Raw genomic sequence first — 14188 nt, 5'->3', positions numbered from 1 at the left:
GCTCGCAGAGGTGCTGTGAGGTGGGTTGTACACGGTCCGCAGATCTGGGGGACAGCACAACGCGAACCGTGCCCATCGACAGCAGCGGCCGATCCTCCATTCGGGCGCCGAAGTAAGGAAGAACATGAGAAACGCCAAGTCCGGCCGTTTCGCGCTGAGCGCGGGCGCGGTCGCCATCCTCGCCGGGGGGCTCTTCGGCGCTCCGCTGGCCGCCAGCGCAGCGGAGGCCGATGCTCTCGACATCACCGTCAGCCCGACCTCCGAGTGGGCCAACGGCGACGAGCAGATCGTCAGCATCGCCGCTTCGAACAACACCGACGAAGACGGCGTCGTCGACTTCACCTTCGACACCTCCGGTTCGAACGGTGTGGAATGGCGACAGGACGTCGTGGGTCACACCTCCGCGCCCTCCGTGACGATCGACGGCGTGGACGTTCCGCTCACCTGGTCCGGAACGCAGAACAAGCACCTGAGCTTCGACGTCCCCGCAGGGAAGACGGCTCTGGTCTCCGCTCCTTTCATCATGAGAGCGTGGACCACCGATCCTCACTCCGAATCCGCCGCCGTCACGGCGAGCACGCTCACCACGAGCACCGATACGGTGCGAGGCACCTGCCAGACCGGCAGCGACGCGGGCTGCCGTGCGACCTGGGATGTGTCGCAGTGGTACTCGGAGGCCCTCACTCTCGCCAGCACTCCCGCAACCGGGGGTACTGTTCAGGCCGGAGACACGATCACCTACTCGCTCACGGCGCTCACTCATCTGTGGAACGCGAACGAGAACGTCGTCGCCGCAGCCGATCTGACCGACCTGTTCGCCCATGCCACCCTCGTCGACGGCTCGCTGCAGACCACGAGCGGCACCGTCGACATCGATGCAGACAACCGCCTCAACTGGACCACCGGTGCGCTTGACTCCGCCGGCGTCGGCGACAACGGCTCAGGAGATCCGGAGACCGCCACGTTCCAGGTGACGGTCGACGATGACGCGGCAGAGGGTTCCGCCCTCCAGGTCATCGCCGGTGGATACGGCTTCCACCCCCTGTTCGGTTCCGAGGGTCGCATGCTCGAAGCAGCCATGGACCCGACGACGGGTGCGATCACCCCCACGGCTGCAGCCACGAGCGACCTCACCGTCGCGACCTCCGACGATGTCCCCGCGCCCGCGATCACCGTGAACGGTGTCGACGACCAGGCCAACACCGTCGGTGACGATGTGACGGTTCAGGTCGAGGCGTCGTCGAGTGACTCCTCCGCGCTGACCTACTCCGCCGACAACCTGCCGGACGGCGTGACCATCGATCCCACGACCGGTGCGATCTCTGGCGCCCCTTCCGTAGCCGGCGAGTACACCGTCACGGTGTCGGCGTCGTCCGCTTCGGCGCCGACTGTCACCACCACCTTCATGTGGACCGTCAGCGCGACGGCCGCACCGACCCCGGATGACAACACCGGCACCGACGCTTCCGGCAATGGCGCGACGACTGCGGGCGGGCCCTCCGTCCACACCGGTGGAGCACTCGCCGCGGATGCGGACTCGACCGCCCCCTGGCTGGTCGGCGGGTCGGCGCTGTTCGCTCTGCTGGCGGCCGCCGCGGGCGTGATCGGCTTCCGCAAGGTCCGGGCTCAGCGCAGCTGAGTTCCCGTCTCCGAAGCCGGTCCCGTCGTCTCACCGACGACGCGGGCCGGCTTCGCGATGCGAGTCCTTCCTCGTGGACTCGCCCATCCTCTCGCTCCCTCATCACAAGCTGGACGACATGAACACCTCGCTCGTCCCACCTCTTCACGGTGGCCCTGACTCCACGTCCGCTCGACGCGCGCGCCGATCCCCGCTCATCTGGATCGCCGGGGCGGTGAGTCTGATCGTCATCGCCGTCGTCCTGCTCCTGGCCGTCGGCACGGGCGAGGCCTCGTCGTCACCGGCAGAATCGACGCGCGACATGGCCGGCAACGCCGTGGTGCTCGAGGACCCGATCGCAGACCCGCAGACGCTCGCCCGAATGGATGTCGTCGAAGATGCGGGCGAGCGCTTCACGGTTCCGTCTGTGGGCTTGGACGTGCCGCTCGGCGGGCTCGACATGGTCGACGGCGAGATCACGCCGCCGGGGTTCACGTCGGCGTACACCGTACGCAATCTGGGACTCCCCGATGACCCTTCGGCCGGTACGACCTACGTCGTCATGCACTCGATGCCGGCGCCGGGTGTCGCGCCGGGCAACTACCTGATCGATGTGGCCGACGGTCACGCCGCAGTGCTCGCGGGTGCGCAGGTCGTCGTGGGCGAGCAGGTATACGAAGTCGATTCCTCGTACTCGGTGGACAAGAGTGAGCTCTCCACGCAATCCGTGCTGTGGGCCGACCACCCTGGACGACTCGTGATCATCACCTGTCAGCAGCTTCCCTCCGGCGAGCGCTCCGTTCAGAACACGGTGATCGAAGCACACCTCGTTGCGTCCTGAGGCTCGATCGAGGTCCCGAAGCTCGCGATCCCTCGCATCTTCTGCGTTCCCGGGCCAGACTGAGCGCATGTTCGGTAATCAGATCGCCCTCAGCGATGCGGTCGCCTATCTGCGATCCGGTGTCGATGTCGCGGTGTACGGGCGGCCGGGCAACGGTCGCACCACATTCCTGCGACGCCTTCAGGAGGTGCTGCGGACGAGTGGCGCGTCGGTTCTGCTGCTCGCTGGGTCGCCGGGATTGAAGCACGTACCGCTGGGAGCACTCGCGGCATTCATCGGCGACACCGCACAGGTCTCGCGGGTGCCCGACGTCGGCGCGTACGCCCAACGTCTCAAAGAGGCGGCGAAGGGTGACTTCATCCTTCTCGTCGATGACGCCGACCACCTCGACGACGCATCGTGGGGCGTCATCCGCGCAGTTCAGCATCAGATGATGTTCCCCATCGTGACGACGCACCGCCGCGTCAAGGAGGTGTTGCAGGGGGCGCGCAACCCTCATCTCGGACGCGCGTATCAGCTTCGCCTGCAGCCGTTGCGGCTGGACGAGCTCGAGGCTCTGTTGGAACAGCGCGCGGACGCGGCGATCGATCCCGCAACGTTGAGCCGCATCTTCGGGAAGTCCGGAGGGCTCGCGGGGCTCGCGATCGGCATCTGGGAGGTCGGCATCCAGGAAGGGCAACTGGCCCTGGTGGATGGCGTGTGGGTCGCGCAGGGCGAACTGTGGAGCCCGACGCTCGGGCGTCTCGTGGAACGTCACATCGGACCGCTGCGACGCCGGGAGAGGGACGCGCTCGAACGGTTGAGCCTCGGTGGCCCGCTCGACCTCGACAGCGCCGTCGCCCTTCTCGGCGAGCCTCTCGTCGAGAAGCTCGAGGAGAAGGCACTTCTCACTTTCGAGTCGGTCAACGGCCAGGAACGGTCGGCCGTGGCACCGCCCCTCATCTCCGAGTACTTCCGTCACCTGGCGCTTCCCGCGCGCGCCACGCGGTTGTCTCGAGAGGACCAGGGCTACATCGGGGGTGAATCGCTCGTGCGCGGCGTCGCCGACGTCAGCGATCTCCACGCTGCACAGCCGGACGCGATGTTCGTTCGCTCCGTGCAGGATGCCGCCCGCGCGCGGCTCCTCGGTGCCAGAGCCGAGTGGGAGCAGGATCCGACTGCGGAGAACGCCTTCACGTATCTGCTCGCGCTGGGCGCGGGGGATCTGGGACCGCGCGACGTGCGTTCGATCCTCGGCCGCACGGTCCACGGCGACGACCTGATGCCCACCATTCGATTGCGGGGGTGGCACTCGGCCTGGATCGCCGGACGGGGAAACGTCGGGCAGGCGAAGGAACTGCTGCGCGACGGAGAGCCCTCCGCAGGGAAGTTCCGGCCGGCGCTGCAGGCGGCACGGATGCGTCTCGAAATGCTGTACGAGGGATATGACGGAGACATCCGCGAAGAGGTGGCGCTGCCGATCGGCCTCCCCGACGACGTCCGCGGGTCCGTCCACGTGATCCGCGCCGCCGGGTTGCTGGTCGCAGGGCGGATCATGGCAGCGGAGGAAGAGCTCGCCGAGGTGGATCCTCACAGCCTGGGGGCGGACTGGGCAGACCACGAGACGATCCGCGGCATGGTGCGCCTGGCGAAGGGGGAGCATTCCCAAGCCACCCTTCTCGCCTACAGCGCTCTCGACCACGCCCGCGCCTCAGCGGATGCCACGGCTGTGCGCACGACCGCCTACTTCGCGGCCCTATGCCAGCTGATCCGCGGGGATTACCGGGAGGCCACGACGTTGGTGGAGACCGCGCTCGCGGTCGGAACTCCGAGTTCGAACGCGCCGACGTCCCTCCTGGGAGCGCTGTGCATCGGAAGCATCGTGGCGGGACGCACCGGCAGTGCGGGACTCGCGCAGACGCGACTGGACCAGGCGGAGCGTCTGGTGATCTCGGACGGGCCGTTTCCGGCGATGTCGACGAGCTGGCCTCGCAGCCAGATTCACCTCGCCGCCGGACGCACGGACGCGGCGCGTCAGGAGCTGCTCCAAGGTGCCGAGCGACTCTGGCATCGGGGTGCACGGTGGAATGCGGTGCTGGTGCACCTGATCGAGCTGGAGCTGTGGCCGGATCCCGAGCGGTTCGAAGAGGTGCGTCCGCGGCTCGATGCCGTCGAAGGCGAGTTCGTCGGCGCCCTGCGCACGTACGTCGAGGCGCTCGTCACGAAGAATCCGACCCAGCTGGAGGAGTCCGCACCCCGGCTGCTGCGGACCGGGCGTGCCGGATTCGCGGTCAACGCCTATGACCGTGCCGCACGGCTCTTCGAAGACGCCGGCCACGTCGAGGACGCCGCACGCGTACGCGGTGCAGGCGAGGAACTCATCTCCGTACTCGAACCGGGGACGTTCGACGCGGCACGCTTCCGCAGCGCGGACATCCTGCTGACGAAGCGCGAGATCCAACTCGCGCGCCTGGCTGCCATGGGGTGGTCGAACCAGCAGATCGCCACCGAGTTGGTGCTGAGTGTGCGAACGGTGGAGAGCCACCTGCACCGCATCATGAAGAAGACCGCGACGACAAGCCGTCGAGACCTCGCCGAATACCTTCCCGAGAAGTCGGATTAGCGGTACCCGACGTCGTGTCGCAGACTCTCCGCACCGCATCGTGCCGATCGCCCGTCGGCCGAATCGGTGAGTGCTGTGGAAGTGGCGCGGCCGGGACTATCCCGAGTACGGGCGCACGCAGGTGTCCTGCGCGGCGCTCTGCCCGTCGATGTTCGACGGCAGGGTCTCGGGCTGTGCCGGGTCGGTCGTCGCAGACCCCGGCGGCTCCTCGGACGGCGCGGCGACCGGAGGCTCGGACAGCTCGCTGCCACGGCCCGTGTGGTCGGCACTGATGTTCACCGTCTCGCCGGACTTCACCCGCTCCATCAGCGCGGCCGCGGCCTGCTCGTCGGGGACGACGCGATCGCCGGCCGGAAGGTGCGGGTAGGAGACGAACGCGATGTTCTCGAGGGGCAGGTCGCTGAACACCTTCGCCATCGACGCGAGCGTGCCCAGGTCGGCGAGCGGCGTGGACAGCGTCATGTTCCGGGTCGCCGCATCGGCGATCCCGTACAGCTTCACCGGATCGGTGAGCGTCGACCGATCGCGGAGGGTGCGCACGAGCGAGGAGAGGAACACCTGCTGGGTCGAGATGCGGGCGAGGTCGCTCCCGTCGCCGACGCCGTATCGGGAGCGCAGGAGCGCCAGAGCCTGTTCTCCGCTGAGGTCGTAGGTCCCCGCTTCGGGGATCTCCAGACCGGAGTGCCGATCGTGGATCGGGCCGGCGAAGCAGATGGGCACGCCGCCGACGGCGTTGGAGGCGTCGATGACCCCGGTGAAGCTGATCTCCGCGGCATAGGCGAGATCGATGCCGGTGAGCGCCGTGACCGTGGAGGCGACGCACCCCAGCCCCCCTCGGGCGAGGGATTCGTTGAACTGCACTCGGCGACCGGAATCCCACGACCTTCCGGTGTCGGCATCGGAGCACGCCGGCATGTCGACGAGCAGGTCACGGGGGAAGGAGATCACGGTGGCCGCGTCGTGCGATTCGTTCACGTGCAGCAGCAGGGTGACGTCGTTCCGGCTGCCTTCGACGTCGCCGCCCTCGCCGTACTGGGCACCCTGCCCTGTCCGGCCGTCGGAGCCGACGAGCAGGACATCGAATGCGCCGTCGAAATCCGCGACGACGGGCGGCTCATCCGTGCGCGCGGGCTGCAGCTCGACCGTGGCGACGTTCTGCGACAACCGGATCGCGGCGACCGCGACCGTTCCCCCGCCGATGACCAGGATGGCGACAGCGGTCAGGGTGAGGAAGCGCCGCAGACGTCTCCGGCGCTGTCTGCTCGGAGAAGGGGACGGGGGAAGACTCATGGGAAGACCTCTCGACATCGGCGAACGGCCAGTGTCGATGACGAATGTCACACGAGTGTCACAGGCGAGGAAGAGTCACGCGGAAGGTCGCACCGGGGGATAGGGGGAGCAGCGTGAGATCGCCGCCGAGGAGTCGGGCGCTGTCGCGGGCGATCGCGAGCCCGAGCCCGGTTCCCGCACCGTCGGAGCGCGAACGGTCGGTGGTGACGAAGCGGTCGAACACCCGCTCGGCGTCGGACTCGGGGATGCCGGGGCCCTGGTCGCCGACATCGATGTGCAGTGCGTCGCCGTCTTCGTGAACGCGGACGGCGACGGGCGGGCGACCGTGCCGGGAGGCGTTGGTGAGCAGGTTCGCCACCACGGTGTGCAGCCGCGATGAGTCGGTGCGGATCCGCAGGCCGGGCGAGGCCCGCAGTTCGACGACATCGACGCCTGTCGCGTCGATCACGTCGGTCAGCAGCCCGGGGAGCGCGACGGTCGTGCGGTGTACCCGCGCGACCCCGGCGTCGAGACGGGAGAGCTCGAGCAGGTGCTCGATCAGCGAGTGCAGGCGGCGTGTTCCGCTGCGAACGACCGCAGCGGCGACGGCCCGCTCCTCAGTCGTCGTCTGCTCGTCTTCGTCGAGGAGCTCGTCGACCGCCATCATCGACGTGAGGGGCGTGCGCAGTTCGTGGGCGACGTCGCTGACGAGCTGCCTGGACTCCGCTTCCCGGCGCTGCAGCTGCGCGATGGTGGCACCCAACTGTTCGGAGGAGAGGTGAAGGGCGTCGGCCACCCGGTCGACGTCGTCGAACGACGGCTTCCATGCCGGTGGTCCCTCACCCGACCCGACCGCGTGCGCGGTGTCGACCAGACGGCGCAGCGGGCGCGTCAACGCCCCGCCGAGCAGACGTTCGATCAGCACGACGAGCACCACCACGCCGCCGCTGAGGAGCACCCCGGAGAGGATGAGCTCGTGCACCTGCTCGCGCTGCGGCTCCATCGAGTAGGCCGTGACGACCGCGAGTCGGGCGGTGGGGTCCTGCGGGAGGTCGTCCCGCACCACCGATACGAAGAAGACCTCGCGCCCTTCGAACGTGGTCATCAGCGAGGTCAGTTCCCCGGAGCGACCGGTGTCGTCGATGGCCAGTGCGTCAGGCACCTGGTCCGGTCGGAGCTCGCCGGCGCTGCGGCCGCTGTCGAGGTCGATGATGACCGTCTCGCCGGGAAGGATCTCGGCGTAGTACTTCCAGGTGTCCTCCGCAGACGCGGTGGAGATGGAGGTGAACAGGGCGTCCGCGGTCGTGGAGAACTCGTCGAGCAGACCCTGCTGGCGCGACTCGTAGACGATCCGCCCCGCCGTGAGCACGACGACCCCGGTGACGAGGACCGAGACCGCGATCGTGCTGCCGACGAGAGCGAGGGCGATGGCTGTACGGAGGGTGGGGCGACGATGACGACGGGTGGTCATCGCAGCCGGTATCCGATCCCGCGGACGGTCTCCAGCTGCGGCGTCGAGACGTTCGCTGCGGTCAGCTTCGCACGTAGCCGCTGGATGGAGGTGTCGACGACCCGCGGGGTGTCGGGCGGCGACTGCGCCCAGACCGCGTCGATCAGTCGAGAGCGGCTCAGGGCGTGTCCGTCGTTCAGTGCCAGCTCATGCAGGAGCCGGAACTCGGTGGCGCTCAGGCGCAGGGCCTCGCCGCCGGCCAGCGCCTCGGCGGAGTCCTCGTGCAGCTCGAGCGACCCGACCCGCAGCGGTTCTGCGGTGAGGCGGGAGCTGCGACGCAGGACCGTCCGCAGGCGTGCTTCGAGCACGGCCACGCTGACGGGCTTGGCGATGTAGTCGTCGGCTCCGGAGTCGAGGCCGACGACGACGTCTGCATCCTCATCTCGCGCGGTGAGCATCACGGTCGGGAAACCCCATCGGGCGCGGATCTCCCGGCACAGTGAGAACCCGTCGCCGTCGGGGAGCATGACGTCGATGATCGCGACGTCCGGGGCGATGCGTTCGGCGAGCCGGCGGGCCGAGGCGACATCCTCGGCCGTGTCGACGATGTGACCGCGGCGTCGCAGGGCGGTCGTGAAACCGAGGCGGATCTCCGCATCGTCATCCACGAGCATGACCTTCATCAGGCGCCCACCTCCCCGGCCATCGCGCGCTTGCGATGATAGACGGCCGCGCCCGTGGAAGCCCTCCATACGGCGACCGTCATCATCCGCAGGGGGTCGTCAGGTCGAGCCGCTACCCTCGTGCCATGCGCCGATTCGTGGTCCTTCCTCTCGTGCTCGCTGCCGGACTCGCCGCAGGAGTCCTCGCCGGCTGCTCGCAGGTCACGCAGATGGCGGGTGACGCCGTGGGCATCGACGTGCAGGCGACCTGCACCACGATCGACGACGCCTACGGGCAGTATCAGACGCTGCTCGATCAGGGGGAGGTCTCGGCGGAGCAGGCCGATGCCGCGCGCGATGAACTCGTCGCATCGCTCGAGGGGCTCGCGGCGAACGTCGACGGGCAACTGGGCGACCTGATCCGCTCGGGTGCCGCACAGATCGACGGTATGACCGACCTGCAGGCTCCCGAGACGGTCGCGGCGATCGAGCAGCTCAAGGACTCAGCCTCGGCGTTCTGCGGCTGAACCTCCCGCCTGTGAGACGATGCCGGAGATGAGCACTGCGGCTGAAGACGAGCTCCGCGTCCTGCGGGCCCGCGCCTATGGTCCGACGGCGGACATCGAGAACGACCCGGCCGCGCTCCGGCGCCTCCAGCAGCTGGAGGCGATGCGGCATCCGAGTCCCGATGCCCGCGATGCCGGGGTGGCTGTCGCGGAGGCGGTCCGCCAGCCTGAGCCGGTTCTGCCGGTGGACTCCGGTCGGGACGTGCGGCCGGGGAGAAGTGCTCCGGGTTCGGGTGACGATGCGCTCGACGTGTTCGACGGCGTCGCCACCGGCACCGGCGTCGAACCCCCGGCGCAAGCCGCCCCGAAGGCGGAACCGGCGGAGCGGCTGGCGGCCTGGTTCTCGGTGCGGACCACTCGGATCCTGTGGGTGGTCGCGATCGTGGCTGCAGCCGCGGTGTCGGCGGCCATCACGTTCGCGCTCGTGAAGATCTCTCCCGTCGCGGTCTCCTCCGGCGCTCCGCAGATCGCCACCCTCGAACCGACGTCTGCCCGGGAGATCCCCGCGGGATGGATGGGGGCGGGTCCGAGTTCCGCAGTGTTCGACTTCTACGGCTTGACCCTGATGGAGACCACAGGCGGGTACGGCGGCGGAGGCGTCGGAAGCGAGTGCTTCACGGTCGCTCGGACCGACCAGCTCCCGAAGGCGGAGGAGTTCGATTCCTCGGGCTGGAGCTACGACGGGCCCATCTACACCGGGTGCGCCGTCGGCACCTTCCCCGCCACCGTGGAGCTGCCGTTCGACAGCAGCTCTCCGAAGGAGCTCAGCGAGCGCTTCCCGTCGGGGACGGCACTGCAGTTCGTGTACGACGGTGAGCGTGTCGGGGTCTTCCTCGACAGTGAGTGATCAGACGGCCTGCGCGCCCCGCCGTGCCAGCTCGACGATCGGCTGAGGGTGCGGGTCAGCGCCGATCGCTCTCCAGGGTGGTTCGTGCCAGCCCTCGTGCCACCTCGAACGGCTCGGCGAAGGTCTCCATCCCGACCGTGACGATCGCGCCTTCATAGAGCAGCATCATCGCCTTCGACATGAGTCCGGCGTCCGAGACGCCCGACTCACGGCACAGCTCGAGGAACAGCTCCAGCAACCAGGCCTTCTGGCGGGACACCTCGGGGAAGACGGGGTGGCCGTCATGGCCGTCGCCGATCTCCGCTCGGGCGTTGATGGCGCTGCACCCCTTGGGGCTGTACTCGTCGGACCAGGTGATCGCCGCGTCGAACACCGCCAGCACCCGGTCGATGCCGGGCTCGGGGACGCTCTCCAGGTGTCGGGCGACGTGCGCGCGCCACAGGGCGTCGCGGTGCTGCAGGTAGGAGACGACGAGGGCCTCCTTCGAGCCGAAGCGGTCGTAGAGCGTCTTCTTCGTGACCCCGGCCGCCTCGGCGATGGTGTCGACGCCCACCGCATGGATGCCCCGTTCGTAGAAGAGTCGCGATGCCGCGTCGAGGACGCGGGTGGCTCCTGGTGTGAGCGGGGCGAGTTCGGGAACGGGGACGGCCATGGCCCCACTATAACGCACCGACTAAACCGACCTGTATAGTCGGAGAGATGAGTAAACAGATCGGTGTACTTCGTCTCGCGGTGACGGTGCTGGCCTCCGCGGCGTTCGTCGTGACCTGGAGCTCCGGCTTCCTCGTGCCCGCGATCGCCGTCGACGCCGTCGCGCCCCTGACCCTGCTCGTGTGGCGGTTCGTGCCGCTCGCGCTGATCCTGGTCGTGATCGTGGTGCTCACCGGGGCGGCCAAGGGGATCACCCGCGTCGATGTGGGGTGGCAGGTGCTCATCGGCTTCTTCGCGCAATTCGGCTACTGCGCATCGGTCTATGCGGCGATCGCGGCGGGCGTCGCCACCGGGACGACCGCGTTGATCGACGCCGTGCAGCCGCTCATCGTCGCGGTGCTGGTCGGTCCGCTGCTGGGCCTGCGCGTCCGCGGGGCGCAGTGGGCCGGCCTCCTCGTCGGGGCCGCGGGTGTGCTCCTGGTCGTGCGGTCGCAGCTCGACGATTCGGAGGCGCATCCGTCCGCCTACGTGTGGCCGGCGCTGGCGATGGCCTGCCTGATCGTCGGCACGTTCCTCCAGCGCCGCTCGGCGCCGCGCACCGGCACCCTCGTCACCCTGGCCATCCACGTGACCGTGACAGCCGTGGCCCTCGTGCCGATCGCCGCGGTCTTCGGAGCGCTCGCGCCCCCGGCGTCGGTCTCGTTCTGGCTCGCCGCCGGATTCGCGGCGGCCTCCCCGACTCTCGCCGCCTATGGTCTCTACTGGTGGCTGCTGCGCCGGGTGGGAATCACGGCGCTGAACGCCCTGCTCTTCCTGGTCGCGCCGACGACTGCAGCCGCGGGAGCGCTACTGCTCGGGGAGCCGCTCACCGTCGTCACGCTCCTCGGATTCGTCCTGTGTGCCGCCGGCGTCGCGGCCGTGCTCGTGAGCGAAGCGCGCGCCGGGGGAGAGGGTGAGCGCGATGTTACGATGGCGACGGCAGCTGCGAGGGAGTGACGATCCTCCGCCCTCCGGGGCAGGCGGCTCCCGCGCGTCCGGCGTATCGACGAGAGGCCGATGAACGATCGGCGAAGGTGTGGTGGCACCGCGATCTAGCCCCCGCCCGCACCTCCAGGGCTTTCGCCACCTGGAGGAATCATGTCGTCATCCGACCCCGCTCGCACGCTCGCCACCCAGCTTCCCGGAACGCCCCCTGGCGCACGGATCACTCTCATGGGGCACGTGCATCGGCGCAGGGAACTCGCCACCGTGTCGTTCCTGATCCTGCGCGACCGCACCGGACTCGCGCAGATCGTGTTCCGGCCCGAGCAGCTGCCGGAAGATGGTCTGCCGGGTGAGGAGACGGTCGTGCGCATCGAAGGTACCGCGACCGCGAACGCGCATGCTCCCGGCGGCATCGAGGTCACGGCCCCCGAGATCACCCTGCTCTCGGAGCCCGCGCGCACCCCGGTCGTCGAGCTGTGGCGTCCCACCCTCGACGCCGCGCTCCCCACCGTGCTCGACCACGCGGCGGTGACTTGGCGCCATCCCGCTCAGCGCTCCAAGTGGGAACTGGCCGCGGCGAGTCTGCGGGGATTCCGTCGCACGCTCGACGCCGAGGGATTCACCGAGATCCAGACGCCCAAGCTCGTCGACTCCGTGACGGAATCGGGAGCGAACGTGTTCCCCGTCGACTACTTCGGCACGACGGCGTACCTCGCGCAGAGTCCGCAGTTCTTCAAGCAGCAGTTGGTCGGCGTCTTCGAGCGCGTCTACGAGACGGGGCCCGTGTTCCGAGCCGAGCCGCACGACACGGTGAGGCACCTCGCCGAATACGTGTCGCTCGACGCCGAGCTGGGCTTCATCCGCGACCATCGCGATGTGCTCGCGCTGCTGCATCGGGTCCTGCTCGGCATGATCGACGGCCTCCGTGCCGAGAGCGCGGAGGCCGTCGAGCGCCTCGGTCTCGCTCTTCCGGCGATCCCCGACGAGATCCCGGTGATCCACTTCCAGGACGCGTTGCGGCGGGTCGGCGCCCCGGACGACGAGCCCGACCTGGCTCCGGCGCACGAGCGCGCTCTCGGCGAGTGGGCGCGGGAGCGGTACGGCAGCGACGTGCTCGCCGTGGAGGGGTATCCGATGCGCAAGCGGCCCTTCTACACGCACCCCCAGCCCGACGACCCGCGGTGGAGCAACAGCTTCGACCTGATCTTCCGCGGCCTCGAGCTCGTGACCGGCGGACAGCGACTGCACCGTCACTCCGACTACCTCACCGCCATCGAGGCGCGGGGCGAATCGCCCGACGCCTACTCCGCGTACCTCTCGGCCTTCGCCCACGGGATGCCGCCACATGGCGGTTTCGCGATCGGCCTGGAGCGCTGGGTGTCGCGGCTCATCGAGGCGTCGAACATCCGGGAGGTGACGCTCTTCCCACGCGACCTGCACCGGCTCACCCCGTGAGCGGTCGGCGCCGGCATCCGTCGTGACTCCGCGGGTCGCGGTGCGCGATAGCATCTGTTCCATGAACTTCAACTGCTCCGCATGGCGGTGGCTGCGATAGCAGCCGGTTGAAGCATGTTCACGGGCTGCACGGCAGTTCGTGACAGCACCCGAGAACTCCGCGCGGCTCCCGATTCTTGGGAGAGACAGATGGATTCGTTCACCGCGACCGCGCAGCGATCGACGGAGGTCGCCGACGCCGTGGCCCAGCACCCGGAGAGGTTCCGTGTGCTCACGGGCGAGCGGCCGACCGGGGCGCTTCACCTCGGGCATTACTTCGGCACCATCCGGGAGCGGGTGCGGCTGCAGGAGGCCGGGGTCGAGACGTTCCTCGTGCTCGCCGACTACCAGGTCATCACCGACCGGGACACGACGGCGCACGTGCGCGAAAACGTGTACGGCGCCGTGCTCGACTACCTCGCCGCCGGGATCGATGCGGAGCGCACGACGATCTTCACGCACTCGTCGGTTCCGGCGCTGAACCAGCTGCTGCTGCCGTTCCTCAGTCTCGTCACCGAGGCGGAGCTGCACCGGAACCCGACGGTCAAGTCGGAGCTCGAGGCGTCGGGGCGGGCGTTGAGCGGTCTGCTGCTGACCTACCCGGTGCATCAGGCCGCCGACATCCTCTTCTGCAAGGGCAACCTCGTGCCGGTCGGGAAGGACAACCTGCCGCATGTGGAGATGACGCGGGTGATCGCCCGGAGATTCAACGAGCGGTACGCCCCGGTCTTCCCCGTTCCGGAGGCGCTGATCACCGCGACCCCGGAGGTGCCGGGGCTCGACGGCCGGAAGATGTCGAAGAGCTACGGCAACGCGATCGCCCTGTCGATGACGCCGGACGAGACGGTCGCGGCGATCCGTCGCACGCGGACGGACCAGGAGCGCCGCATCACGTTCGACCCCGAGCATCGCCCCGGCGTCTCGGCGCTTCTGACGACGGCCGCTCTGTGCCTGGACGTCTCTCCCGAGGAACTGGCGGATCGTATCGGCGACGGCGGCAGCAGCACGTTGAAGACGGTCGCCGCCACCGCCGTGAACGAGTTCCTCGCACCCCTGAGAGAACGGCGCCGAGGATTCGCCGCAGACCCAGACCTCGTACGCTCCGTGCTCCGGCGGGGGAACGAGCGTGCCCGTGACGTCGCCGACGCGACCCTCGACGAGGTGCGCGAGGCGATGGGGACCGTGTACTGAGTGCGCATGCCCG

Annotated in this window: 12 protein-coding genes; 8 read left to right on the top strand and 4 right to left on the bottom strand. The window is 69.0% G+C overall.

Features of this window, described 5'->3' with window-relative positions; translation table 11 throughout:
* Nucleotides 1-124 precede the first annotated feature (124 nt).
* The 3 genes from ACIQLD_RS08920 (at nucleotide 125) to ACIQLD_RS08910 (ending at nucleotide 5061) form a co-directional block, all read left to right on the top strand.
* Nucleotides 125-1639, top strand: a complete 1515-nt coding sequence (locus tag ACIQLD_RS08920) for a putative Ig domain-containing protein (protein WP_402607459.1) — start codon at nucleotides 125-127, stop codon at nucleotides 1637-1639.
* Between the two features lie 118 nt (nucleotides 1640-1757).
* A complete protein-coding gene (locus tag ACIQLD_RS08915) occupies nucleotides 1758-2459 on the top strand; it encodes a class F sortase (RefSeq protein WP_402607457.1) in 702 nt (233 codons plus the stop codon).
* A 67-nt stretch (nucleotides 2460-2526) separates the two neighbouring features.
* The gene (locus ACIQLD_RS08910; RefSeq protein ID WP_402607454.1) at nucleotides 2527-5061 is read left to right on the top strand and encodes a LuxR C-terminal-related transcriptional regulator; all 2535 of its coding nucleotides are present in this window, start codon (nucleotides 2527-2529) and stop codon (nucleotides 5059-5061) included.
* A 96-nt stretch (nucleotides 5062-5157) separates the two neighbouring features.
* On the opposite strand, the gene ACIQLD_RS08905 is transcribed toward ACIQLD_RS08910, so the two are convergent.
* Genes ACIQLD_RS08905 through ACIQLD_RS08895 form a run of 3 tightly spaced genes read right to left on the bottom strand, consistent with a single transcriptional unit; the run spans nucleotide 5158 to nucleotide 8463 of the window.
* A complete protein-coding gene (locus tag ACIQLD_RS08905; RefSeq protein WP_402607451.1) occupies nucleotides 5158-6351 on the bottom strand; it encodes an LCP family protein in 1194 nt (397 codons plus the stop codon).
* 58 nt (nucleotides 6352-6409) lie between these two features.
* Nucleotides 6410-7801, bottom strand: coding sequence for a sensor histidine kinase (locus tag ACIQLD_RS08900; protein WP_402607448.1), 1392 nt, complete (start codon nucleotides 7799-7801; stop codon nucleotides 6410-6412).
* The gene (locus ACIQLD_RS08895) at nucleotides 7798-8463 is read right to left on the bottom strand and encodes a response regulator transcription factor (RefSeq protein WP_402607446.1); all 666 of its coding nucleotides are present in this window, start codon (nucleotides 8461-8463) and stop codon (nucleotides 7798-7800) included. Before ACIQLD_RS08895 ends, ACIQLD_RS08900 begins: the two co-directional genes overlap by 4 nt.
* Before the next feature lie 125 nt (nucleotides 8464-8588).
* On the opposite strand from ACIQLD_RS08895, the gene ACIQLD_RS08890 reads away from it, so the two are divergent.
* Entirely contained in the window at nucleotides 8589-8969 is a 381-nt protein-coding gene (locus tag ACIQLD_RS08890) for a hypothetical protein (RefSeq protein WP_402607443.1), read from the top strand.
* A gap of 28 nt (nucleotides 8970-8997) precedes the next feature.
* Nucleotides 8998-9855: a hypothetical protein gene (locus tag ACIQLD_RS08885; protein ID WP_402607440.1), complete on the top strand. Its 858-nt coding sequence runs from the start codon at nucleotides 8998-9000 to the stop codon at nucleotides 9853-9855.
* A gap of 55 nt (nucleotides 9856-9910) precedes the next feature.
* On the opposite strand, the gene ACIQLD_RS08880 is transcribed toward ACIQLD_RS08885, so the two are convergent.
* Complete coding sequence (locus tag ACIQLD_RS08880; RefSeq protein ID WP_402607438.1) at nucleotides 9911-10507, bottom strand: TetR/AcrR family transcriptional regulator; 597 nt, start codon at nucleotides 10505-10507, stop codon at nucleotides 9911-9913.
* A 47-nt stretch (nucleotides 10508-10554) separates the two neighbouring features.
* Here ACIQLD_RS08880 and ACIQLD_RS08875 point away from each other — a divergent pair, with 47 nt between their 5' ends.
* The 3 genes from ACIQLD_RS08875 (at nucleotide 10555) to trpS (ending at nucleotide 14175) form a co-directional block, all read left to right on the top strand.
* Nucleotides 10555-11502 carry a DMT family transporter gene (locus ACIQLD_RS08875; protein ID WP_402607435.1) on the top strand — a complete coding sequence of 316 codons (948 nt, stop codon included), beginning with the start codon at nucleotides 10555-10557 and terminating at the stop codon, nucleotides 11500-11502.
* 141 nt (nucleotides 11503-11643) lie between these two features.
* On the top strand, nucleotides 11644-12945 hold the full coding sequence (gene aspS / locus ACIQLD_RS08870; RefSeq protein ID WP_402607434.1) for an aspartate--tRNA(Asn) ligase: 1302 nt from the start codon (nucleotides 11644-11646) through the stop codon (nucleotides 12943-12945).
* A 189-nt stretch (nucleotides 12946-13134) separates the two neighbouring features.
* The gene (trpS, locus tag ACIQLD_RS08865; protein WP_402607431.1) at nucleotides 13135-14175 is read left to right on the top strand and encodes a tryptophan--tRNA ligase; all 1041 of its coding nucleotides are present in this window, start codon (nucleotides 13135-13137) and stop codon (nucleotides 14173-14175) included.
* The last annotated feature ends 13 nt before the right edge of the window (nucleotides 14176-14188 follow it).

Source organism: Microbacterium sp. NPDC091662 (assembly GCF_044756705.1).
In the GTDB taxonomy this organism is placed as follows: Bacteria; Actinomycetota; Actinomycetes; order Actinomycetales; family Microbacteriaceae; genus Microbacterium.
Note: the sequence above shows the minus strand (reverse complement) of the source record. Positions and strands in the feature narration are given on the sequence as shown.

What these genes read in the sequence shown, in the direction of transcription:
- ACIQLD_RS08905 (WP_402607451.1), bottom strand. Translation starts at nt 6,351, where the DNA reads ATGAGTCTTCCCCCGTCCCCTTCTCCGAGCAGACAGCGCCGGAGACGT.
- ACIQLD_RS08910 (WP_402607454.1), top strand. Translation starts at nt 2,527, where the DNA reads ATGTTCGGTAATCAGATCGCCCTCAGCGATGCGGTCGCCTATCTGCGA.
- aspS (WP_402607434.1), top strand. Translation starts at nt 11,644, where the DNA reads ATGTCGTCATCCGACCCCGCTCGCACGCTCGCCACCCAGCTTCCCGGA.
- ACIQLD_RS08880 (WP_402607438.1), bottom strand. Translation starts at nt 10,507, where the DNA reads ATGGCCGTCCCCGTTCCCGAACTCGCCCCGCTCACACCAGGAGCCACC.
- trpS (WP_402607431.1), top strand. Translation starts at nt 13,135, where the DNA reads ATGGATTCGTTCACCGCGACCGCGCAGCGATCGACGGAGGTCGCCGAC.
- ACIQLD_RS08885 (WP_402607440.1), top strand. Translation starts at nt 8,998, where the DNA reads ATGAGCACTGCGGCTGAAGACGAGCTCCGCGTCCTGCGGGCCCGCGCC.
- ACIQLD_RS08900 (WP_402607448.1), bottom strand. Translation starts at nt 7,801, where the DNA reads ATGACCACCCGTCGTCATCGTCGCCCCACCCTCCGTACAGCCATCGCC.
- ACIQLD_RS08915 (WP_402607457.1), top strand. Translation starts at nt 1,758, where the DNA reads ATGAACACCTCGCTCGTCCCACCTCTTCACGGTGGCCCTGACTCCACG.
- ACIQLD_RS08895 (WP_402607446.1), bottom strand. Translation starts at nt 8,463, where the DNA reads ATGAAGGTCATGCTCGTGGATGACGATGCGGAGATCCGCCTCGGTTTC.
- ACIQLD_RS08920 (WP_402607459.1), top strand. Translation starts at nt 125, where the DNA reads ATGAGAAACGCCAAGTCCGGCCGTTTCGCGCTGAGCGCGGGCGCGGTC.
- ACIQLD_RS08890 (WP_402607443.1), top strand. Translation starts at nt 8,589, where the DNA reads ATGCGCCGATTCGTGGTCCTTCCTCTCGTGCTCGCTGCCGGACTCGCC.
- ACIQLD_RS08875 (WP_402607435.1), top strand. Translation starts at nt 10,555, where the DNA reads ATGAGTAAACAGATCGGTGTACTTCGTCTCGCGGTGACGGTGCTGGCC.